The organism is Cohnella sp. OV330 (genome assembly GCF_900112065.1).
GTDB lineage: Bacteria > Bacillota > Bacilli > Paenibacillales > Paenibacillaceae > Cohnella.
The window spans coordinates 1-19,171 of record NZ_FOKE01000022.1 but is presented as its reverse complement, the minus strand read 5'-3'; the positions used below and the strand labels follow the sequence as shown (position 1 = coordinate 19,171).

Below are 19,171 nucleotides of genomic sequence, written 5' to 3'. Positions count from 1 at the left end.
GGTGATTCAACATGAAAGAAAAGCTCAAGAAAATGCTTCAAGCCAAGCAAGCGCGCAAGGCGGAACTGGTCGCACGGTCCCAAGCCGCAACGGATGTTGCGGAGCTGCGGAGCATTAACGGTGAGATGGAGACGCTGAACGGCGAGATCACTGAGCTATCGGGCATGATCACGGCCATCGAAGATGAAGAACAACGCAGTCAGCAACCGGGCGGTGTTCCGACGCCGGGCGCTGCTCCTCTCGGTGCAGCACAACCGCCTGAGCAGCGCCAGCAACATCCGGGCCTTGCGCAGGTCATGGGCTCTTATGGCATGAGCGGCGGCCAACCAGGCCAGCAACAACGCTCGGCCGAACCGGAGGATTACTTCGCAACGAGGGAATATCGCAGCGCGTTCATGGCGTTCGCCAAGACGGGCGAGATCAAGCCGGAGCTGCGGGCGAATGCGACGACCACGACGACGGACGTGTCGGCCGTCATCCCGACGACGATCCTGAACGAAGTGATCCGCAAGATCACGGTTTATGGCCAGGTGTTCAGCCGCGTCCGCAAGCTCAACGTGAAGGGCGGCGTAGACATTCCGATTCTCTCGCTCAAGCCGATTGCGACCTGGATCGGGGAGACGACGCCTTCGGACAAGCAGAAGGTCCAGGCCAACACGAAGCTGTCGTTCACGTACTTCGGCCTGGAGTGCAAGGTCGCCGTCTCGCTGCTGGCCGACACGGTTTCGCTCGATGGCTTCGAGACGACGATCATCGATCTGATCGTTGAAGCCATGGTCAAGGCCATCGACCTGTCCGTCATCAAGGGAGACGGCGTCGGCAAGGCGAAGGGCATCACGACCGACAGCCGCGTTCCTGCAGCTCAGATCGTCACGATGACGCCTGCCCAGTTCGCGGACTGGGAGCAATGGTCGAAAATGGTCTTCGCGAAGATGCCGCTCGCCTATAAGGCAGGCGCAACGTTCCTCATGGCTTCCGGAACATTCGAAGGCTACATCAACGGCATGGTCGATGATAATGGCCAGCCGATCGGCCGCACCAACTACGGCATTACGGAAGGCCCGCAAGGTCGCTTTGGCGGCAAGGAGGTCATCGAAGTCGAGGACGACGTTATCGCGCCGTTCCCGGATGCTGCTACGGGCGATGTCGTCGCCATCTACTGCAACCTGAAGAACTACGGGTTCAACAGCAACATGCAGATGACGATGTTCCGTTACTACGACCACGATACGAACGAGTGGGTCGATAAGGCGATCCTGATCGCCGACGGCAAGCTGATCGACCCGAACGGCGTCGTCATCGTGAAGAAGGGCGCAGCAAGCTAAATCATAGGGGCCGTGAGGCCCCTTTTCCGGGAGGATGAAGGGCATGGCTAGAAAAGCAAAGGCAGCGCCAATCGAGGGCGCTGAAATGAAGAACGAAGCAGAGGAAACCGTCGTCCTCTGGAAAGCGACGATGCCGCTGTCGGTCGAAGAGCATCAGCAACTGTCGGCCAAGCTGAGGCAAGAGCAGGAGCGGGCAGGCGTCCGCATTCTGCTCGTCCCGTTCTCGGTCGTTGCCGAGATCAGCACTGAGCCGGCACAGGAGCCTGAACCAGAACCGGAAGCGGAGCCGGACGGAACCGAGGCGCCAGGAGCCGAAGCGGCGAATGCGGGCGGCGGCGAGGTCAATGACTGACGATCAGCTGCTCGTCGAGTGCAAGATTGGGCTCGACATTCCCGTGATGAGCTCTGCCTTTGATGGCAACCTGATCCAAAAGATTCGGACGGTCAAAGGTTATATGCGCGGAGCGGGGGTCGCCCAATCGCTAATGGCAGATGACCGGGCGGTCGGCATCATCGTGATCGGCGTGACGGATCTCTGGCAGCTGAACAGCGGAGAAATCAAGTTCTCGCCGGTCTTTCACATGCTCATCACGCAGCTAGCAGCCAGCAAGGAGCCAGATGCGCCATGAGATTCAGCGACGTCGTCGAGCTGATTGGCCTCTCGTACGTTACGACAGGCGACACCGACACCATCGTCGAACAATCGCCTCGCGAGACGTTCGCCGAGCGAAGAGCTGTTCGGCAATCTGAATATTACCAGGCAATCGGGAACGCACTGCGGCCGACGGCAACTTTCGTTGTATGGGCCGCTGAGTACCAGGGGGAAAGCCGGCTTCGCCATAACGGTACGTATTATGAGGTCATCCGCACATTTGAAACGAAGGATCGAACGATGGAGCTCGTCTGCGGGCCGGTTAGCGACGTGCAGACGAATCTGTCCCAAATGCGCAGCGTCGTGGAGATATGGCATAACGCGATAACGGAAAACAGCATGAGCGAGAAAACGGTCGCGCCTGAGCGGTTGTGTACCGTGCCGGCACAGATCGCCTACAAGGGCGGCGGTGCCTCGGAGTCGGACGGCATAACGGAGACCACGAACGACCTCACGGTCACGATCCGTTACCGCGCTGGCCTCACGCCGGCCATGTTCTTGATGATCGGCGGCGTGCGCCACGATATTCGCTATATGGAAGATCCTTTCGACCGGCACGAAACGCTGATTCTATCCGTGGAGAAGGTGACGCCCTGATGCTGACGCGGGCGCAGCTCAACAAGGCGATCAACGAACGCATTAAGGAACTGTTTCCGGGAATCGAGATCCTAAGTAGCGACGTCGAGGAAGGCTTTAACCGGCCTTCCTTTTTCGTGCGGATCGAAACGAACCGCACCGAGAACATGCGAGTCAACGTATACCGAGAACTGACCTGCCGAATCCTCTTCTTCCCCTCCGACCGCAATCGGTATAAAGAAGAGGCCTACAACGTGCAGGACCACCTTGAAAGTGCGTTTGGTCTTAATCTCTCAGTAGAGGGACGAACGATCACCATCGACAGCGCGGTCACGGACATCGTTGATCGCGTGGTTCATTATGACTTCGACTTCTCGTTCTACGACGATGGAGTGGCAGGCGATGAGCTAGCGCCAGTCATGGAGGTGTTGGAGTACGATGCCTGACTTCGAGATCGACGATCGCGAGATCGACGTCTTTTCAAGGGAACTCGCGAAGCTGCAGCAGCATTATCCGAAAGAGGCTCGGCAGATCATGCTGCGATCGGGCACGAAGGCGCGGGCGATTATCTCACGAAAGGCCAAACAGCTCGTCCATAAGGTTACGGGCAACTATCTGAGGTCGATTAAACGCGGCAAGGTGTGGATCGACGAAGGTGCTGGCTGGTACAAAGTGCGGGTCTACACGCGTTCGCCCCACGGCCACCTGATCGAGTACGGGCACCGAATCGTGGACAAGGCAGGCAACGAGCACGGTTTTGCACGGGGCTATCATGTATTCGACAAAGCCGCAAACGAGATTGCCGATCAATGGGATGAGATCCTCGAGCGGGAATTCGATCGCATCATGGACAAATTGTAATTTAAGAAAGGGTGAATGCAATGGGCTTGCCCGAAATCAATATCAATTTTGCTTCGCTGGCTGTATCGGCCATTACGCGCAGCGGGCGCGGCGTTGTCGCGCTCATCTTGAAGGACGACACCAGCACGTTCGATTCGGTGGAATATAAGTCGGTCGCGGACGTGAAGGCGAACGATTGGACAGCGGCGAACCTGGCGCTGATCAAACTGGCCTTCCTCGGCATCCCTTCCAAGGTGATTGTCGAGCGCCTGGATGCCGACGCCTCCGATTACAACGCCGCGCTGACCCGTCTTGCCGGCAAGCGGTGGAATTACCTTGCCGCCCCTGGCATTCAAAGCGCCGACGCGGCGACGGTCGCTACGCAGATCAAGACGTGGCGCACGAATAAGAAGACGTTCAAGGCCGTACTTCCGAACAGCGTCAGCGACCATGAAAGCATCATTAACTTCGCGACGGAGGGCATCGTCGTCGGCGCAACGACCTACACAGCGTCCCAGTATACGGCGCGGATCGCCGGGCTACTCGCAGGAATGCCGCTGACACGGAGCGCAACGTACTACGAGCTCTCGGAAGTCAGCGCAATTACCGAAAGCGACGATCCGGACGGCGATATCGATGACGGCAAGCTGATTCTGATCAGCGACGACGGGAAAATCAAGATCGGTCGCGGCGTCAATTCGCTTACGACCCTGACGGGAAAGAGCGCAGATTTCCAGAAAATCAAGATCATCGAAGGTCACGACCTCGTCGCAGATGACATCACGCGAACGTTCAAAGACGAATACGTCGGCAAGGTCAACAACAGCTATGACAACCAGGCGCTGTTCATCACGGCAGCCAATGCCTATATCCGAGGCTTGCAGGGCGAAGTGCTCGACCCTTCCGGCAGCAATACGGTGGGCGTCAACCTCGAAGCGCAGCGTCTGGCCTGGGAAGCGATCGGCACGGATACGAGTGACTGGGACGACAAGAAAGTGAAGGAGACTTCGTTCGGATCGAAGGTCTTCATTTCCGGTTCTCTGAAGTTCCTGGATGCGATCGAGGATCTCGATTTCAATATTTCTGTGTAAAGGGTGGCGAACCGAGTGGAAGAGGCAAAGCGAATTATCAACGGCGTGTATGGCCGGGTTTGGGTGGGCGGCGAGCTGTGGGCCGAAGTGGACAAATTCGAAGCAAAGGTCAGCGTCAACTATGAGGACGTCAGCTTTGCGGGATCTGGCGCTACGTTCAAAAAGGCGACGGGCTGGACGGGCGAAGGCAGCATGACGGTCAAGAAAATTTACTCGCGGGTACAGCGGGCCATGGCCGATAGCGTCAGGAAAGGCATTTATCCGCGCTTCGAAATCATGGGCGCTGTCAATGATCCGGATGCGTATGGCGGCGAACGGGTCGCGTTGCACGACGTCACGATCGGCGAATTCTTCCTGCTGCAGTTCGAGACGAAGAAGCTGGGCAGCGAGGAAATCCCGTTTGCCTTCAGTGATTATGAAATGGTCGACAAGATCTAAGGAGGATAAACTATCATGACCCAACCATTAACCATTGAACAGCTGCTCGAGCGGAAAGAGACGCTGAAGCAGCGGAAGAAACGTTCGATCCGTCTTCGCGTGGATTCGCTGAACGCCTCGATCGTCATCGAAGAACCATCGCGGGCGCTTGCGCTGGAAGCGATGGAGATGGCGAGCGACGATATGAAAAGCGATCTGGCCGACCCTCATATTATCTATCAGTGTGTGGTCGAACCGAACCTGAAAGATGCGGAGCTGCAGAAGGCGTTCGGATGCAAAGAGCCGATCGATATCGTGGGAATGATCTTCCTGCCCGGCGAGATCGGAGCCATCGCCGGGCATGCCCTGCAGCTGGCCGGCTACGGGAGCGGAGTCAGCAAGATCGAAGACAAGATCAATGACGACTTAAAAAACTAATTAAGACCGACAGCGATTTTTACATGCTGCATCATTATCTGCAGAAGGGCCGAGCGCTGTCGGAACTCTTGAACGCAAGCCCGGCCGAAAAACGATTCATGAAAGTGTCAATGCTGCTGCATTACGAAGAGGAGGCCAAACGATTAGAGGGTCGGTTCTAAGCCGGCCCTCTTTCCCCTTGGAAGGTGAGGAACATGGGCGTTAAAGACATCTCCAAAACGATGACGCTGAGAGATGGCGTCACGCCGACTCTCCGAAAAATCAATGCAGGCACGGTGCAGTACAAGAAGAGCCTTCGGGACTTGCGGGAAGTTGGCAGCAAGACCTGGACATCCGTTCGAAGCGGGCTGGAATCGATCAAGTCGTCAGCGGTGGGGGCGGTATCCGCGATCTTGGGCGTGGCCGGGGCATCGTCGACGATCGGCTTTGGTACGCATGCAGCGAGCGAACTGGAAGGATACCGGATGACGCTTAATACCGTCATGAAGGATACCAAGAAAGCCGGCGAGATCATGCAGTGGGCAACCCAGTTCGCGAACATCACGCCGTTCGATACGGATGAGGTTGTCGAGGGAACGGTTCGGCTGCAGGCGTACGGCATTAACGCGCAGACGTCGATGCGATCGATCGGCGATATGGCAGCGGTCATGAACAAAGATCTGATGCAGGCCATCGAAGCCGTTGCGGACGCACAGACTGGCGAGCTGGAACGTATGAAAGAGTTCGGCATCACGAAGGCCATGATCCAGAAGAAAGCCGATCAGATGTTCCGTGGCCAGACCACAATCAATAACAAAGGTCAGATCGTCGACCAACAGCGGTTTAACCAAGCGCTGTTTGCCCTCATGGATGATCGTTTCAAGGGCGGCATGGAGAAGCAGGCCCAAACATTCAAGGGGCTGATGTCGACCGTCACGGGCACCTGGAAGATGGGAATCGCTGAGATTATGGGTGTTAACGCATCTGGCGAGATCCGGAAGGGCAGCTTGTTCGAGGAGATCAAGAAGCAGGCCAAAGAGGCCGGCGACGCCATGACGCGCCTTGCCGAGGATGGGACATTTAAGCGGTGGGGCGACAATCTAGTGAGCGTCTACAATTCAGCGGTCGGCACGTTTCGTTTTTTTCGGGATAACTGGCCGATGATCAGTCCAATCGTTTATGGTGTTGCCGCAGCGATTGCGGCTTACAAGTCAGCGACCTTTTTCGCCTCACTTTGGACGGTGGTACTCGGTCGCAACGTCACCTTCGCGGCTATTCGAACGACGGTTTATGGCACGGCCTCCCTGGTGGCCTCCGGAGAGATCAGCATCATGGCGGGGGCGCAACGCCTGCTGAATGCGGCAATGCGGGCAAACCCAGTCGGCACGATCATTGTGCTGCTTGGTATGTTAGTTGCTGCAGGGACGTATGTCGTCAATAACTGGGAGACCGTAAAGCTGGCCGGCATGCGGACGTGGAACGTCGTCGTGGGCGCGGCTGAATGGGCTGTGAATGCGTACTTCGCATACGCTAATTTCATGCTTAAGGTCTATAAGTTTGCTTGGGACAGCATTGAGTTCGCCGGCAAAAGCATCTGGAACGGGATTCTGAGTGCTGGTGAAGCAGGCGTAAACGGATTTATCGGGCTAATTAACAGCATGATCGAGAAATCGCTGGACGGAATAAATACCCTTATCCGTGGAGCGAACAAGGCTTCCAAGAGCGTCGGGCTAGGAAGCGTTATGGACGAGATGACTTTTGGCGGCATCAATAAAGTCGATTTTGGCGGCGCGGCCGTAAAAGCCGAGAAGCCGAAATGGGACAGCGACTTTAACGTTTTTCCGAAGGTTAACTTTAGTTCCGCCAAGTTCAGCGACGATAAAATTATGACCCAAACGACAAAGGCGCAGAAGGAGCGGGACAAGAAGCAAAGCAAGAGCGATCAGGAGCTCAAAAATGCGCTCAAGGAAAACACGAATGCGCTGAATCAAAACAGCTCGGCTACTGGAGATAACACCTCGGCCACAAACTCAAATACAAAGGCCACGCTCACAGGCAACCGATCGGCGACGGACATCGCGGATTCCCTATTGTCCCGGATCGAGCGGCATCTCTATGACACAATGTAGGCGGTGACTGCAGGATGATCCAAGTCTTCTTTAGCATCAACAACAACCAAGAGGTTCTTCAGCTTCCGGTGCCTCCAAAGGAGTTCACGGTTCCGAAGCCGTGGAAGAACGATCAGATTGACGGCCTGCAGCAGTCGCTGAACCGAATCGGAATCCGGGGGCTGCGGTCGATCGAGATCAGCAGTTTCTTCCCCATTCGCGAACATGACTACCCATTCTTGCAAAGCCGGGACAAGTGGGGCATGGAATACGTGCAGACGATCGAGCGTTGGCGCGAGAAGCGAATTCCGATTCGGCTTGTGATCGTCGACTCGAACGGTCAGCAGAATGTCAACATGGCAGTAAGTATTGACGAATTTGAACATGGCATGAAGGAAGATGGAGACATCCAGTTCAGCCTGAGAATGACGGAGTTCCCTTTGATTTTGCTTTCGAGGCGGTGAGATAGCTTGTTCAAGCTGCAGCTGGTGAAGAATGACGGGAAGCTCGCTTATGACATCACTCCGTTGGTTGGAAATGTAACTTGGGACTCCAATTTGTCCCTGATGACGGTGATGGAGTTCGAATTAGTCTGGAGCGACACCGGCCTGTTCCCGAAAAACCCGTGCGACCTAGGAGACGTCGTTTTCCTTATCGAGGATGGCCAGGAGATATACAGAGGCGTCTTGGTCACAGAGGGGCGAACGGACCGCCAGGCAATCAAGTACACGGTCTATGACTATGCTTGGTACCTGGGCAAGTCCAAGACCGTGTACCAGTTCAATAAGGTGTCAGCCTCTAAGGCAATTGAACGCATCTTAACCGACTTCGGCATGCTGATCGGACATATTCCGCCGATGAACACGCTGATCGATGACATCTTCCTGGAGAAGAGCCCGGCCGAGATCATCGAGGACATTTATAAGCGAGAAGAGGTTCGGGCGAACAAACGGTTTAATGTCGAGATGCGCCAAGGCAAGATTTACTTCGAAGAGATGAAGAACCTGGTCATCACAGGGACGTTTCGGCTGGCGGACAATCTTCCTAAAACGGATGTCATGGCCAATCCTCTCGGAGCTGGCCGGACCCGGTCCATAGATGCTTTAAGGAATCGGGTGAAGATTCTGCTCGAGCGCGAAGGGAAGGACGGCGGGCAGACAACCTATGAAGTCGCTGCCATGGCAGCAGATGACAAACTGATTGCGAAGTATGGCCTTCTCGAAGAAGTCTACAAGATCGATGTCGAGGATGCCGCCAAGGCGCGGGAGGTCAGTCGGATTCTGCTGCAGCGGTTGTCGCGCATCCAGGAGACCAACAGCATGAAACTGATGGGTGACTCGTCATTCAAGGCCGGCCGGCTGCTGGACGTATCAGAACCGTTGACCGGCATGAAAGGCCGGTTCATCATCCAGACAGCTAAGCACAGCCTAGTCAATAACCTGCATACGATGGAGCTGGAGCTCGTACTTCCGGATCAGGTCAAGTAGAGGAGGGGCGGCATGACGGACGCGATTGACAGGCTGGCCAGGAAACTTGCCGACCTGCATAAGGACAACCGGAATCCCGTAAGCACGGTTCCACGTATCGGCGTTGTGGTGGAGACCGATCCTTTGGTCATTCGCTGGGGCGATCGTATCCTGATTACCGAAGACAAGATGCATCTGCCGAAGGTTTATCGGGAGGGCGTTATGATCCCCAATCGCTGGATGGATGCTGGCGGCAACATGGTCGAGGATACGATTCTTTGGAAGAAGTCTTTCATGGTCGGTGACGAGGTAGTCATTGCGCCAGGCGATCAGCTGAAAGAGTGGTTTGTATTTGATCTTTAACAACGGAGGTGCTGTCGACGATGTCTCTTCCAGAGGTTGCGCAACTGGAGATGGATACGGTTCCCGATACGTCATCGGGTGTCGTTCATAAGTCGTTCGCCTGGGACTTCGAGTCCGGCGACTTCGCGCAAGTGGACGGGAAGACGGTCGAGATCTCGGGAATTGAATATCTCCGGGTCTGGATTCAGAAGGCATTGATGACCACGAAGAACGTCTTGATCTACGCCGATACCGGCTATGGCAGCGAACATCATTTGCTCATCGGACAAAATCTGCATCCGGCCTTTTCGCAAGCCGAATACGAGCGGATGATTCAGGAAGCGCTGCTTACGAATGACGCGATCACACAGGTCGGCGACTTTAACTTCTCGCAGCATAATGCGAGATTGACGATTTCCTTCGGAGTTACAAGTATTTACGGCTCCATTTTAGAGGCGGTGACGGTCTGATGGCTAAGGAAGAAATTTTGTCTGCCATGCTTTTAACGGTCAGCGACAGCTTGGACAAGCGCCCCGGAAGTTTTATTTATGACGCGCTCGCCCCCGTTGCCGAGAGGCTGGCGGACACCGACGAGCAGATCGCTAGCGCACAGACCAAACTGGTTATCGACAATCTGACCAGCGACGAGCTCACCGAGCGAGTTCGAGAACGAACAGGGATGGAGCGAAAAGCAGCCACTCGAGCGACCGGCGTCGTTACCTTGACGGGCACCGGGACGATTGTAGCCGGCGATCTCTTCGAAACGGCTGGAGGTGTTCAGTTTAAGGCGAGCGAAAATGCGGCTATAACCATCACGGGAAATGTACAAGTCGAAGCTGTGATCGCGGGCAGCGCGGGCGTCGTACCCGCCGGGGCGATTACCCTATTTCCCGTTACCTTGGCCGGATTTAGCGCGGTAACGAATGCGAGTCCTACGGAGGACGGCTTTGATCAAGAGTCCGACGCGGATCTGATTGTTCGCTACTATGAACGCATTCGAACGCCGGCAACCAGCGGGAACAAAGCGCATTATCTCAATTGGGCGAAAGAGATCGCCGGTGTTGGAGATGCGCGGGTCATTCCCCTTTGGAACGGACCGAACACGGTGAAAATCGTCCTGATCGACAGCGATAAGACGCCAGCGAGTGCTGGAGTCGTCGATGAAGTGCAGAACTATATCGACCCAGGCATTTCTGGCCTTGGAGACGGTCAGGCACCCATTGGCGCGTTTGCAACGGTAGTCAGTGCTGCTGGGCTGGCGATCAATGTGACGGCCACCATACACCTGACGCCCGGGTACAGTGTGACGCAGGCGAAGACCGCAATCACCTCATCCCTGACAGCTTTGCTGAAGAATATCGCCTTCGTCGAGAATATCGTCAGTGTTGCTCGTATCGGCGCGGCCATCCTCACCAGTGAAGGTGTGGCGGATTACTCGGGACTCACTGTCAATGGCGGGACAGCCAACATTGCAATTAGTAGCAATCAGGTGGCGGTTCTCGGGACGGTGACGGTCAATGTCTGAATTAGCCTCGGAGTTGTTGGCGAGACTTCCGCCGTTCATGCGGAGGTCCGGAGTATATCAGTCGATCTTTGAAGCGGATGGGGCGCAGCTGTCGGCGAGAACCGCCGCGCTGGCCGATCTGCAGCTTCAATATGCTGTAGATACGGCGACATGGGGGCTGGCGTATTACGAAGCGGAATTGGGCATTCAAACCGATGTAAGCAAGACCCTAGCGGATCGACGCGCTCTTGTGAAGTCCAAGATGCGCGGGTCGGGGAAAATCGATGCAACGCTTTTAAAATTGGTCGTGAGCAGCTGGACTGGCGGGACAGTAAGCCTTTCGTTTGCTTCAGGGACAATCACGGTCAACTTTCAGGACATCATCGGCCTTCCGAGCAATATGGATGATGTACAAGCCAGTTTGGAGGAGATCCGGCCTGCGCACCTCGCGATTGCAATCGCTTATCGATATCTGACTATCGGCGAGGTAGAGGCGATGACGTTGTCGCAGCTTGAAAGCCATCCGCTTTCGGAATTCGCCCCATTCTTAAATTAATGGAGGAATACGATGCCAGCATTTACAGCGGTTTTGAATCTGCTTAAGAAAGTGGTGGGAGTCGATCCGACAACGGACACGTTTAACATCCAAACGATGCTGAACGATAACTGGGATAAAATTGACGCCGCCATGGCGCTGCAGGCGGTCGACGGCGACGTTCGCGTCGCGACGACGGCGAACATCACGCTGTCCGGCCTCCAGACGGTCGACGGCGTCGTGCTGGCCGCAGGTGACCGGGTGCTCGTGAAGAACCAGACCACGGGTAGTCAGAACGGCATTTACGTTGCTGCCTCCGGAGCCTGGGCGCGCGCGGCGGACGCCGATACGACGGCGAAGGTCGCGGCCGGTATCAGCGTATTTGTACGCGATGGTGCGGCCGGCGGCGGAAAGACATTCGTCATGAGCAACACAACATCTGTGACGCTTGGTACGACGGCTATTACTTTTGCGGATATAGCGAGCGGTACCTTTGCCGGCACCGTGACCGCGTCTCGTTTCGTTTCGAACGTCCCACCAGGAACCGCGCCTCTTGTTATAGCTTCCCCGACGCTGGTCGAAAACCTGAATGCGAAAATGGTCGGCGGGTTCACGGCCGACAACTTTATTCAGACGATAGGCACAAAGGCGGGGAAGCTGACGTCCGTCACAGAGATTCCTATATCAAGTTCGACGGGTATGACCATAGCCTCGGCGTCGGTGTCGCTGGGTAACTATCAGATTCTGATTTATATGCGGGTCACAGCTGTAACCAACATTAACGTGACCGTCCAGTATACGGATGCAACGGGCGCGCAGACGCTCGTCGTAGCCGCCCCACAAGGAGCAGCAGTACAAAGCTATACGCTTTTGCCCGTCTTCATCGCTGCGGCGCCGAATTCTACGATATTAGTTAACGCTTCGTCTTCGGTCGCAAACGCCGTCAAAATATCCGCGTCTATTGTGGGGGTGTAATCGGTGGCGCAATTTTATTTTCCTGGTGACGCGGTCCCGGGGCAGGTCCTGTACCCGAAGAAGTTCAGCGCGGGGACGAACTACAACGCGACGGGAACCCTCATCCCGAAGGTACCGAACCTGATTTATAACGGCGCGTTCTCGAATGGGCTTGCGGGGTGGACCGCCAAGGGATCGACCGCGAACATGAATTTAGATACTGGGTGGAATTTATACGGAGGCAGCGGCGCGATTTGGCAAGGGCTGGCAAATGGCACCTACCAAGGGAACGCAATTCCTATAGTATCAGGCCGACAGTATTACTTTTGCGGCTGGGCGTACTTTCAAACCGGCGCCTACGACCTTTTTGCATGTCTCATCGACGGGCCAGGGAACCCCTACTGGATAACCGGCAATCAAGCAGTCAAAAATCAATGGCAGTTCGCTAGTCGTATCGTAACGACGACGTCCGCTATGGGCGCGACTCTTACGCCGCAAGTAGGCGTATGGGGAGACGGCCGCGACGTCAGCGCGCATTATGACGGGTTTATGCTGATCGACCTGACCGACTCCTTCGGGCCCGGGAAGGAACCGGACAAGGCGACGATGGACGCGATCGTCCAGGCGAACGGCGGTTTCTGGGACAGCGTCGTGGCGTTGAGCGTGACAATCCAGCCGAGTTATGGCAACGTCGCAAATTATGTAGGCGACCCGACGCATATATACGTGCGGCTTTTCAGGGGCCTATACACAGAAGGGAGTCCAGGGACAGGTGGGCAGTTCCCGGAAGTCGTCTTAAATGACCCTAATTTTATCGCCGGCAATATTCGCGGGACAGTTTTCGGTTTAGCGGGCACTGCAAAGCAATACGCCAAGGGCGTTCTCCCAAAGACCGGAGGCTTCCGGGCCGTGAATGGTCTCACGTTCAAGCCTCGTATAATTTTGATGGAAGACCCGCATGATGGTAGCACTAACTTCGGACGCTACATCTATTTTGAACCGCCTGACGGCGATCCTCGCTTTAATAACTTAGGCTACGGTACGTACCCTGTAGTCTTGGACAGTCAATACTCGGTGAACTTTAACGTTTATCTCGGCGGGTTTTCTATAAACTCGCCGTCGACGACGGGCTGGAGCTGGTACGCATGGGAATAAAAGGAAGGAGTTGGCGAATATGCAAATAGGGCGGAAAATTTACTATGACAAAGCAACCGGAAATGTCATCGTCGACACGGGCGAACGAGAGGGCGGCGTTATCGAAACGACCCGCGACCAGGACTTTGAGTCTTTCCAAGCGCTGAAAGATCGCGTACCGAATACGGTCGGAGTCCTCCAGCTGGAGTACGGGCAACACGCGCAGGACTTTATGTTAACGAACGGCTATAGGGTCGATGTAAGCAGCGAGCAGCCGTCGCTGCTTTTTTCGTACCCCGATCCGCAGGAGCCCGGACAGCCGCCCGAGTACCGCCCGCCGCTGTCCGCCGAGGTCGACGGGCTGAAGGCCGAGAACGCGCAGCTGCGGGCGGAACTTAACCAGGTTAAAGGCGACAGCGCCGACATGACGCTGCTCCTTCTGGAACTCTACGAAGCAAACGCCCCAGCGTAAGGAGGGCAGACCATGCCACTTGAGACGATCACCCTGCCGGGAATTAAGCGCGGTCAGACGTTCTCGTATACCGCGACTTGTCCAGGCGCACAGCTGGAGGAGTTCACGTCCCAGGTTAACACGGCGTCGGGGACCAAAATGTCGGACGTCGAGATCGAAGCGACGGGCGACCCTAATACGTTTCGATTCGTTGTACGCGACACGCGCGGATGGCAGCCCGGCCTGCTGCGGACGGATATCAAGCGCACGGTAAACGGCGAGACGGCGTATTCCCTGACCATGCTGATCCCTGTCGAGGGGAGCGAAACGCCATGACGGACATTAATATCATCATAACACCGGGACCGGAGCCAACGCCGATCGAGGTCTTCCCTGGGGGCAACGGATCGGGCACCCCTGGTCCGCGCGGCGAGAAGGGCGACCCGGGCGCAGACGCCTACGAACTCGCCGTCGCTGAAGGCTTCACGGGCACGATAACCGAATGGCTGGCGTCTCTTAAGGGACCCAAGGGCGACAAGGGAGACCCTGGGGACGGTACAGGGGGTAGCGCGAACGGAAAATCCGCGTATGAACTCGCTGTCGCGGACGGGTTCCTCGGCACAGAAAGCCAGTGGATTGCCTCGCTGAAAGGTCCGAAGGGCGACCCCGGGCCGCAAGGACCGGCCGGCGCTGACGGCGCGCCTGGGGCCAAGGGCGATACAGGCCCCCAAGGCTTACAGGGTGGTACGGGGCCGCAGGGAGCCCCAGGCGCTAAAGGCGATAAAGGGGACCCGGGCCTGCAGGGTCCGCAGGGGCTGCAAGGCGACCCAGGACCCAAGGGCGACACGGGGCTGCAAGGTCCGCAGGGGCTGAAGGGAGACAAGGGCGATAAAGGCGACCCAGGCGCTACGGGGGCGACGGGCGCGGCCGGCGTCGGCGTACCTGCTGGAGGCACGACTGGTCAGGTCCTCGCAAAGATAAGCGGAGCGGACTTCGATGCGGGCTGGATCGCAGCACCAAGCGGAGGCGGTGGGGGCGGTTCAACGCAGCTCGCCAGCTACACATACACCGGCAACCCGCAGGCCGTCATGCAATCGGTCGACACGGCGACGGGGACGTTCACAGCGCAAGGGCACGGATTCGCGAACGGCCAGGTCATCTTCCCGTCGAAGGACTTTTCGATCTTCAGCCTTGGGGCGGCGTACCCGACAGGGATCACGCAGGCGCACTACTTTGTCATTAACGCCACGGCCAACACATTTCAAATATCGACGACGTCGGGCGGTTCGGCCGTCGCGATCACCAGCACGGCCAACGTCACGAAGCTGGTTTTTCAGGTCGCGACGATCAAGACGGCGACGATCACAGGGCTGGGGACGATCACGAAATGCCGAATTCGGGCTATGGTGTATTCCAGCCTGGACGACAAGGCGCAGGGCGTCTCGATTATTCCGTCGACCTGGACGAAGTCGGGCGACCTTTTCCCTAATCCGACGTCGGCGGCATTATTCAGCATCGGGCGGGCTGGCGCACTTGGCTGCTTCCTGACCGCGATCTTCGACGGCAGTCACAGGCGCAAGACGATCGATGGCAGCTATGCGGTCTTTTATGGAGACGCTGCACAAGCGTCGGCGGTAGAGGTCAGAAGCTCCCAGCAATCGACAGCGACCAGCTGGCCGTTCCCGTCATTGGACCTCGCTTTTTACAACACGAACTTATATATCGCCAATGGTACAACCGTGGAGGTGTATTCTGAGTGAAGCACCTAGTTTACGACGCACAGACCGGCGAAGAAACCTTTGTAGACGTGCCCGACCTGGAGCCGATGCCGCAGCCGGAAAAACCCGAGCCTTCGGTCGAATCCAAGGTCGCCGCCTTGCAGGCGGACGTCACACAGCTGCGCACCGACAGCGCCGACACGACTTCGCTCCTGCTAGACCTGTACGAGGAAGTTAATCCTGCTTAAATCCGAATAGGGGGAAAAGGACATGGCAACGATTACGGCAATCACCCGGCAATATGCAAAAGCGGTTTTTCTCGATTTGACACGGACGCTCAACAGCGTGCCGGATTCTCAGAAGCAGGGAGTCAAGGAACACGCAGCTGCGACGTACTACATTGAGGACATCCAGCAAGCGCTGGACGCCGAAAAGATCACGGAAACGCAATACGACGAGGTATTCGCACTGAATCCGGATATGGAAAATAGGCCTGTATGGAACCTTGGCGTTACGGCTGGAGCTTCACCAACTGTAGAGTAAAGTCGGAATGAATCACGCATTTATGAGATCCAAATTCCTAAGCGCCTGGGAATTTGGAAAACAACGCCAAAACAAGGCGATTAAATAAAACGGGCTCCGCCAAAGGCGGGGCCTTTATTTTCGGGAGGGGTCAAGATGGAACAGATCAAGTTATTGGCTTGGAATGTCTGGTATGCGTCCGCTGCTGGCGGCAAGGAAGCGATCGCCGGCGGATGGGTGGCAGCTATCGGAATCGCCGTTTCAGCGGTTCTCGGAGGTTGGGATAAGGCGCTTGAAGTCCTGTTGACGTTGATCGTGCTTGACTACATCAGCGGCGTTGCGGGAGCGATCAAGAACCATAAACTCAACTCCGATACGCTTTACTGGGGAGGCATTCGAAAGTTCGTCGTGCTCGCCGTGATCGCTCTTGCAGGACAATTGGACGCCTGGTTTCAACCAGCCGCGCCCATCTTCCGGACTGCCGCGATCTACTACTATGCCGGCCGTGAAGGTCTAAGCCTGATCGAGAACTTCGGCATCCTGGGCGTGACGTTGCCCGGCGTTATTACGAAAAGGCTCGAGCAGCTCAACGAGAAGGGAGAGGATGCAGGTGCTGGCACTGGAACAAGTAAAAGCTAAGTCTGCCACCAAGCTCGCGCAGCTGCTCCCCGTCGTACGGGCGGCAGCAGAAAAGTTGATTGAACGTTGCTATCAGCGTGGCGTTCAGATCCTGATCACCCATGGCTTTCGTTCCTATTCAGAACAGAACGAACTATACGATCAGGGGCGCAGTAAACCGGGTCAGATCGTCACGAATGCGCAAGGCGGTTACAGCTTCCATAACTTCGGCGTTGCGATCGACTTCGCTCTACTTCTTGCAGATGGACGACAGGTGAGCTGGAACACGCTGCGCGACGACGACAAAGACAGTTTGCCGGATTGGTCCGAGGTCGTCGAAGAGGCCAAGCTGATCGGCTTCGAGTGGGGAGGCGATTGGCGCAGCTTCCAAGACCTTCCCCATTTTCAATTCACGTTCGGAATAACGATCCAGCAGTACAGGCTTGGCCGTCGGCCGACCGTCGCACAAATGAATGCGTTGTTTATCAAATTAGCTATTATCGGAGGGGAAGAAGAGATGGAAGATGCAATCGCCATCGTAAATGGCAAGAGGGTCGCCACCGGCGCGCTGTACGATCCGAAGAAGGGGATAACCTATCTGCCCGTTCGTGCCGTCACGACCGCACTTGGCGGACAGGTGGACGGCTGGGACCCAAAGACGAAGACGGTCAATGTGACCGTACCTGTAAAGTAAGGAAAGAATCAGCCCGGGAGCTTCGGCTCTTGGGCTTTTTTGTTTGTCGAAACAAATTGAAAAAGCTGGAAATCTATAATAAGATTTAAAAAAAGGAAAAGGGGTTTATTACAAGATGGCAAAAGGGAAAGTCTTAATTCTATTAACCTTCGTCTTTGCTTTGCTGGTAGCTGGTTGCGGTAAAGGAAAGAGCGACGAAGAAAAAGCGGCGGAGGCAATGTTGAAATCGCTAGCTTCTAACGCAAACGTTGTCGAAGAGGGATCGCCGGAGGACAAGTTGGGCGATATCCGCAACTTTGTAACGAGTGATATTTGGAATTCCGGATTTATTGATGTTTCCAACTTCATTCGTAGGGGAACAGGCAGCACGGGGGAAACTCTTGATATTGATTTCACAATGGAACGTCTGGCCAAGTCAATGGAACAGAAGAAAGAATACGACGAGTATATTAACGGCTTGGGAGAAGAATACGCAGACATTAAATCGGTCTGGACCAAGCTTTCGGGGGAGATTGATAAGTTATATGAACACTTAAAGCAAAATCCTCCAAAGGCCAATACAACAGACGAAGGATTCGATACAGCTCTTTTCCAACAATACAGCGAAGCATTTCGGGATGACGTTACTGAATTAATCAGCAAAAAACAATAGCACCGAAGGCCCCAGCGAATAATCGCCGGGGTATTTTTTATGCTCGACAAAGAACGCATGTTCGTATTAATATAAGAACAAACGTTCGATTGGAGGCGTGCAACATGAAAACCAAAGATAAAGTAATGTCGGCCATCGCAACCCTCACAGATAAGCTAGGATATCCGCCATCAGTCCGGGAAATCGCCGAGGCTTCGGGTATATCCGTCGGGACGACTCATGGACATTTGGATCGCCTTATTAAATGCGGATTGGTTGGAAAAAAACCGAACGGTCCGAGAACCATACATCTCGTAAAGGAGCGCCCTGGAGATGGACATAAATAAGCATATCGGCCGTGATGTCGTGATGATTTATCAGGACCGGCGCGGCGCGATCACGAAGCGGGAAGTCACGATCCAGGCAGTTCAGCAGGGAAGGGCCATGGTTTTTGATCGTGGAAAGCATGCACCGCGCACATTGCAGCTTGACGGTATTCTCGATTGGCGGCCAGCTCGGGAGCGTGAATATCGATGAATGAGAGCGACGACCTAAAGGTGATTCAGAAGCACGTCGAGATCATGACCCTTGCGGAGCTTGCACGCCAGCAGCTCGAGGAGACAAGCGGCGTTCGCGCAGCGATTATTAAGATCGTAGGAAGCTTCTTGCAGGGCGAATTTGAGCGATCATCAGAACTGCTAAAATCAAGAAGGATCTGGATCAAGAATGACCCGGAGCGGGAAGGATTAACGCTCCGATTTACATACAGCATCGCTGGCCGTCGCGGGACCTACGAGATCGAGCGGGCGACACTTAGGTCGTACATGGTCGAGCGGGTCGAAGATTATTCTTCCTTAATTGAGCAGGTACACATCCCATGGCCTGGATACAAAGAACGTTTTGCAAAGTACCCATTGCAGCTTTAAACAGACCTGACGAGAAATCGCCAGGTCTTTATTTATATTCCCGAGGTATCTTAAGGGGCTAAGGAATGACAAGAGTTTCTAAGAAATCTTCTAAGGTCATGTGGATTCAGTGGGTAATTAGGGGAATAGATAAGTGGATATAAGTCGCTATCTAACAGCATCCGGATCGAATGGGAATACAGCGGAATAGTTATTCCATGCATTCGTAATGCGTAGGTCGGGGGTTCGAATCCCTTCATCAGCACCATAA

At 55.4% G+C, this 19,171-nt stretch carries 29 protein-coding genes and 1 tRNA gene; all 30 read left to right on the top strand.

The annotated features are described in order from the left end of the window. The first annotated feature begins 11 nt into the window (after nucleotides 1-11). The 30 genes from BM235_RS31115 to BM235_RS32260 all read left to right on the top strand — a co-directional run bounded on the left by BM235_RS31115 (nucleotide 12) and on the right by BM235_RS32260 (nucleotide 19,168). Complete coding sequence (locus tag BM235_RS31115) at nucleotides 12-1,325, top strand: phage major capsid protein (protein WP_090118158.1); 1,314 nt, start codon at nucleotides 12-14, stop codon at nucleotides 1,323-1,325. A gap of 43 nt (nucleotides 1,326-1,368) precedes the next feature. Continuing rightward, nucleotides 1,369-1,677 carry a hypothetical protein gene (locus BM235_RS31110; protein WP_090118157.1) on the top strand — a complete coding sequence of 103 codons (309 nt, stop codon included), beginning with the start codon at nucleotides 1,369-1,371 and terminating at the stop codon, nucleotides 1,675-1,677. Beyond that, the gene (locus BM235_RS31105; protein WP_090118156.1) at nucleotides 1,670-1,954 is read left to right on the top strand and encodes a hypothetical protein; all 285 of its coding nucleotides are present in this window, start codon (nucleotides 1,670-1,672) and stop codon (nucleotides 1,952-1,954) included. Before BM235_RS31110 ends, BM235_RS31105 begins: the two co-directional genes overlap by 8 nt. Then, nucleotides 1,951-2,574, top strand: a complete 624-nt coding sequence (locus BM235_RS31100) for a head-tail adaptor protein (RefSeq protein ID WP_090118155.1) — start codon at nucleotides 1,951-1,953, stop codon at nucleotides 2,572-2,574. The genes BM235_RS31105 and BM235_RS31100 overlap by 4 nt, the downstream gene beginning before the upstream one ends. Further along, complete coding sequence (locus tag BM235_RS31095; RefSeq protein ID WP_090118154.1) at nucleotides 2,574-2,999, top strand: phage tail terminator family protein; 426 nt, start codon at nucleotides 2,574-2,576, stop codon at nucleotides 2,997-2,999. The genes BM235_RS31100 and BM235_RS31095 overlap by 1 nt, the downstream gene beginning before the upstream one ends. Then, nucleotides 2,992-3,414: an HK97 gp10 family phage protein gene (locus BM235_RS31090; protein WP_090118153.1), complete on the top strand. Its 423-nt coding sequence runs from the start codon at nucleotides 2,992-2,994 to the stop codon at nucleotides 3,412-3,414. Before BM235_RS31095 ends, BM235_RS31090 begins: the two co-directional genes overlap by 8 nt. A gap of 20 nt (nucleotides 3,415-3,434) precedes the next feature. Continuing rightward, nucleotides 3,435-4,484: a phage tail sheath subtilisin-like domain-containing protein gene (locus tag BM235_RS31085; RefSeq protein ID WP_090118152.1), complete on the top strand. Its 1,050-nt coding sequence runs from the start codon at nucleotides 3,435-3,437 to the stop codon at nucleotides 4,482-4,484. Between the two features lie 15 nt (nucleotides 4,485-4,499). Next, entirely contained in the window at nucleotides 4,500-4,922 is a 423-nt protein-coding gene (locus tag BM235_RS31080) for a phage tail tube protein (RefSeq protein ID WP_090118151.1), read from the top strand. 15 nt (nucleotides 4,923-4,937) lie between these two features. Continuing rightward, complete coding sequence (locus BM235_RS31075; RefSeq protein WP_090118150.1) at nucleotides 4,938-5,339, top strand: phage tail assembly chaperone; 402 nt, start codon at nucleotides 4,938-4,940, stop codon at nucleotides 5,337-5,339. A 194-nt stretch (nucleotides 5,340-5,533) separates the two neighbouring features. Continuing rightward, nucleotides 5,534-7,447, top strand: coding sequence for a tape measure protein (locus tag BM235_RS31070; RefSeq protein ID WP_090118149.1), 1,914 nt, complete (start codon nucleotides 5,534-5,536; stop codon nucleotides 7,445-7,447). A 14-nt stretch (nucleotides 7,448-7,461) separates the two neighbouring features. Next, nucleotides 7,462-7,890: a hypothetical protein gene (locus BM235_RS31065; RefSeq protein ID WP_090118148.1), complete on the top strand. Its 429-nt coding sequence runs from the start codon at nucleotides 7,462-7,464 to the stop codon at nucleotides 7,888-7,890. A 6-nt stretch (nucleotides 7,891-7,896) separates the two neighbouring features. Next, the gene (locus tag BM235_RS31060; RefSeq protein ID WP_090118147.1) at nucleotides 7,897-8,913 is read left to right on the top strand and encodes an XkdQ/YqbQ family protein; all 1,017 of its coding nucleotides are present in this window, start codon (nucleotides 7,897-7,899) and stop codon (nucleotides 8,911-8,913) included. Nucleotides 8,914-8,925: 12 nt separating this feature from the next. Then, entirely contained in the window at nucleotides 8,926-9,255 is a 330-nt protein-coding gene (locus tag BM235_RS31055) for a DUF2577 family protein (protein ID WP_090118146.1), read from the top strand. 20 nt (nucleotides 9,256-9,275) lie between these two features. Continuing rightward, on the top strand, nucleotides 9,276-9,704 hold the full coding sequence (locus tag BM235_RS31050; protein WP_090118145.1) for a DUF2634 domain-containing protein: 429 nt from the start codon (nucleotides 9,276-9,278) through the stop codon (nucleotides 9,702-9,704). Continuing rightward, complete coding sequence (locus BM235_RS31045; RefSeq protein ID WP_255374685.1) at nucleotides 9,704-10,759, top strand: baseplate J/gp47 family protein; 1,056 nt, start codon at nucleotides 9,704-9,706, stop codon at nucleotides 10,757-10,759. The genes BM235_RS31050 and BM235_RS31045 overlap by 1 nt, the downstream gene beginning before the upstream one ends. Then, a complete protein-coding gene (locus BM235_RS31040) occupies nucleotides 10,752-11,294 on the top strand; it encodes a putative phage tail protein (RefSeq protein ID WP_090118143.1) in 543 nt (180 codons plus the stop codon). Before BM235_RS31045 ends, BM235_RS31040 begins: the two co-directional genes overlap by 8 nt. A 12-nt stretch (nucleotides 11,295-11,306) precedes the next feature. Then, nucleotides 11,307-12,248, top strand: coding sequence for a hypothetical protein (locus BM235_RS31035; RefSeq protein ID WP_090118142.1), 942 nt, complete (start codon nucleotides 11,307-11,309; stop codon nucleotides 12,246-12,248). A gap of 3 nt (nucleotides 12,249-12,251) precedes the next feature. Then, nucleotides 12,252-13,382, top strand: coding sequence for a hypothetical protein (locus BM235_RS31030; RefSeq protein ID WP_090118141.1), 1,131 nt, complete (start codon nucleotides 12,252-12,254; stop codon nucleotides 13,380-13,382). A gap of 19 nt (nucleotides 13,383-13,401) precedes the next feature. Next, a complete protein-coding gene (locus BM235_RS31025) occupies nucleotides 13,402-13,833 on the top strand; it encodes a hypothetical protein (protein ID WP_255374684.1) in 432 nt (143 codons plus the stop codon). Between the two features lie 12 nt (nucleotides 13,834-13,845). Next, nucleotides 13,846-14,148, top strand: a complete 303-nt coding sequence (locus BM235_RS32265) for a hypothetical protein (RefSeq protein ID WP_158543681.1) — start codon at nucleotides 13,846-13,848, stop codon at nucleotides 14,146-14,148. Next, on the top strand, nucleotides 14,145-15,572 hold the full coding sequence (locus tag BM235_RS31020) for a collagen-like domain-containing protein (protein ID WP_218161364.1): 1,428 nt from the start codon (nucleotides 14,145-14,147) through the stop codon (nucleotides 15,570-15,572). The genes BM235_RS32265 and BM235_RS31020 overlap by 4 nt, the downstream gene beginning before the upstream one ends. Next, a complete protein-coding gene (locus BM235_RS31015; protein ID WP_090118139.1) occupies nucleotides 15,569-15,778 on the top strand; it encodes a hypothetical protein in 210 nt (69 codons plus the stop codon). Before BM235_RS31020 ends, BM235_RS31015 begins: the two co-directional genes overlap by 4 nt. 22 nt (nucleotides 15,779-15,800) lie before the next feature. Beyond that, the gene (locus BM235_RS31010) at nucleotides 15,801-16,073 is read left to right on the top strand and encodes a hypothetical protein (protein ID WP_090118138.1); all 273 of its coding nucleotides are present in this window, start codon (nucleotides 15,801-15,803) and stop codon (nucleotides 16,071-16,073) included. A gap of 135 nt (nucleotides 16,074-16,208) precedes the next feature. Beyond that, nucleotides 16,209-16,691 (top strand): phage holin family protein, encoded by a 483-nt coding sequence (locus tag BM235_RS31005; protein WP_090118137.1) that lies wholly within the window; start codon nucleotides 16,209-16,211, stop codon nucleotides 16,689-16,691. Further along, the gene (locus tag BM235_RS31000; RefSeq protein ID WP_090118136.1) at nucleotides 16,657-17,364 is read left to right on the top strand and encodes a M15 family metallopeptidase; all 708 of its coding nucleotides are present in this window, start codon (nucleotides 16,657-16,659) and stop codon (nucleotides 17,362-17,364) included. The genes BM235_RS31005 and BM235_RS31000 overlap by 35 nt, the downstream gene beginning before the upstream one ends. A gap of 115 nt (nucleotides 17,365-17,479) precedes the next feature. Continuing rightward, a complete protein-coding gene (locus BM235_RS30995) occupies nucleotides 17,480-18,016 on the top strand; it encodes a hypothetical protein (protein WP_090118135.1) in 537 nt (178 codons plus the stop codon). Between the two features lie 104 nt (nucleotides 18,017-18,120). Then, nucleotides 18,121-18,342, top strand: a complete 222-nt coding sequence (locus BM235_RS30990; protein ID WP_090118134.1) for a LexA family protein — start codon at nucleotides 18,121-18,123, stop codon at nucleotides 18,340-18,342. Further along, nucleotides 18,329-18,532, top strand: coding sequence for a hypothetical protein (locus BM235_RS30985; protein ID WP_090118133.1), 204 nt, complete (start codon nucleotides 18,329-18,331; stop codon nucleotides 18,530-18,532). The genes BM235_RS30990 and BM235_RS30985 overlap by 14 nt, the downstream gene beginning before the upstream one ends. Further along, nucleotides 18,529-18,921, top strand: coding sequence for a hypothetical protein (locus BM235_RS30980; RefSeq protein WP_090118132.1), 393 nt, complete (start codon nucleotides 18,529-18,531; stop codon nucleotides 18,919-18,921). The genes BM235_RS30985 and BM235_RS30980 overlap by 4 nt, the downstream gene beginning before the upstream one ends. Nucleotides 18,922-19,104: 183 nt before the next feature. Beyond that, nucleotides 19,105-19,168, top strand: a tRNA-Thr gene (locus BM235_RS32260). The last annotated feature ends 3 nt before the right edge of the window (nucleotides 19,169-19,171 follow it).

What these genes read in the sequence shown, in the direction of transcription:
- BM235_RS31115 (WP_090118158.1), top strand. Translation starts at nt 12, where the DNA reads ATGAAAGAAAAGCTCAAGAAAATGCTTCAAGCCAAGCAAGCGCGCAAG.
- BM235_RS31110 (WP_090118157.1), top strand. Translation starts at nt 1,369, where the DNA reads ATGGCTAGAAAAGCAAAGGCAGCGCCAATCGAGGGCGCTGAAATGAAG.
- BM235_RS31105 (WP_090118156.1), top strand. Translation starts at nt 1,670, where the DNA reads ATGACTGACGATCAGCTGCTCGTCGAGTGCAAGATTGGGCTCGACATT.
- BM235_RS31100 (WP_090118155.1), top strand. Translation starts at nt 1,951, where the DNA reads ATGAGATTCAGCGACGTCGTCGAGCTGATTGGCCTCTCGTACGTTACG.
- BM235_RS31095 (WP_090118154.1), top strand. Translation starts at nt 2,574, where the DNA reads ATGCTGACGCGGGCGCAGCTCAACAAGGCGATCAACGAACGCATTAAG.
- BM235_RS31090 (WP_090118153.1), top strand. Translation starts at nt 2,992, where the DNA reads ATGCCTGACTTCGAGATCGACGATCGCGAGATCGACGTCTTTTCAAGG.
- BM235_RS31085 (WP_090118152.1), top strand. Translation starts at nt 3,435, where the DNA reads ATGGGCTTGCCCGAAATCAATATCAATTTTGCTTCGCTGGCTGTATCG.
- BM235_RS31075 (WP_090118150.1), top strand. Translation starts at nt 4,938, where the DNA reads ATGACCCAACCATTAACCATTGAACAGCTGCTCGAGCGGAAAGAGACG.
- BM235_RS31070 (WP_090118149.1), top strand. Translation starts at nt 5,534, where the DNA reads ATGGGCGTTAAAGACATCTCCAAAACGATGACGCTGAGAGATGGCGTC.
- BM235_RS31065 (WP_090118148.1), top strand. Translation starts at nt 7,462, where the DNA reads ATGATCCAAGTCTTCTTTAGCATCAACAACAACCAAGAGGTTCTTCAG.
- BM235_RS31055 (WP_090118146.1), top strand. Translation starts at nt 8,926, where the DNA reads ATGACGGACGCGATTGACAGGCTGGCCAGGAAACTTGCCGACCTGCAT.
- BM235_RS31050 (WP_090118145.1), top strand. Translation starts at nt 9,276, where the DNA reads ATGTCTCTTCCAGAGGTTGCGCAACTGGAGATGGATACGGTTCCCGAT.
- BM235_RS31045 (WP_255374685.1), top strand. Translation starts at nt 9,704, where the DNA reads ATGGCTAAGGAAGAAATTTTGTCTGCCATGCTTTTAACGGTCAGCGAC.
- BM235_RS31040 (WP_090118143.1), top strand. Translation starts at nt 10,752, where the DNA reads ATGTCTGAATTAGCCTCGGAGTTGTTGGCGAGACTTCCGCCGTTCATG.
- BM235_RS31035 (WP_090118142.1), top strand. Translation starts at nt 11,307, where the DNA reads ATGCCAGCATTTACAGCGGTTTTGAATCTGCTTAAGAAAGTGGTGGGA.
- BM235_RS31025 (WP_255374684.1), top strand. Translation starts at nt 13,402, where the DNA reads ATGCAAATAGGGCGGAAAATTTACTATGACAAAGCAACCGGAAATGTC.
- BM235_RS32265 (WP_158543681.1), top strand. Translation starts at nt 13,846, where the DNA reads ATGCCACTTGAGACGATCACCCTGCCGGGAATTAAGCGCGGTCAGACG.
- BM235_RS31020 (WP_218161364.1), top strand. Translation starts at nt 14,145, where the DNA reads ATGACGGACATTAATATCATCATAACACCGGGACCGGAGCCAACGCCG.
- BM235_RS31010 (WP_090118138.1), top strand. Translation starts at nt 15,801, where the DNA reads ATGGCAACGATTACGGCAATCACCCGGCAATATGCAAAAGCGGTTTTT.
- BM235_RS31005 (WP_090118137.1), top strand. Translation starts at nt 16,209, where the DNA reads ATGGAACAGATCAAGTTATTGGCTTGGAATGTCTGGTATGCGTCCGCT.
- BM235_RS31000 (WP_090118136.1), top strand. Translation starts at nt 16,657, where the DNA reads ATGCAGGTGCTGGCACTGGAACAAGTAAAAGCTAAGTCTGCCACCAAG.
- BM235_RS30995 (WP_090118135.1), top strand. Translation starts at nt 17,480, where the DNA reads ATGGCAAAAGGGAAAGTCTTAATTCTATTAACCTTCGTCTTTGCTTTG.
- BM235_RS30990 (WP_090118134.1), top strand. Translation starts at nt 18,121, where the DNA reads ATGAAAACCAAAGATAAAGTAATGTCGGCCATCGCAACCCTCACAGAT.
- BM235_RS30985 (WP_090118133.1), top strand. Translation starts at nt 18,329, where the DNA reads ATGGACATAAATAAGCATATCGGCCGTGATGTCGTGATGATTTATCAG.
- BM235_RS30980 (WP_090118132.1), top strand. Translation starts at nt 18,529, where the DNA reads ATGAATGAGAGCGACGACCTAAAGGTGATTCAGAAGCACGTCGAGATC.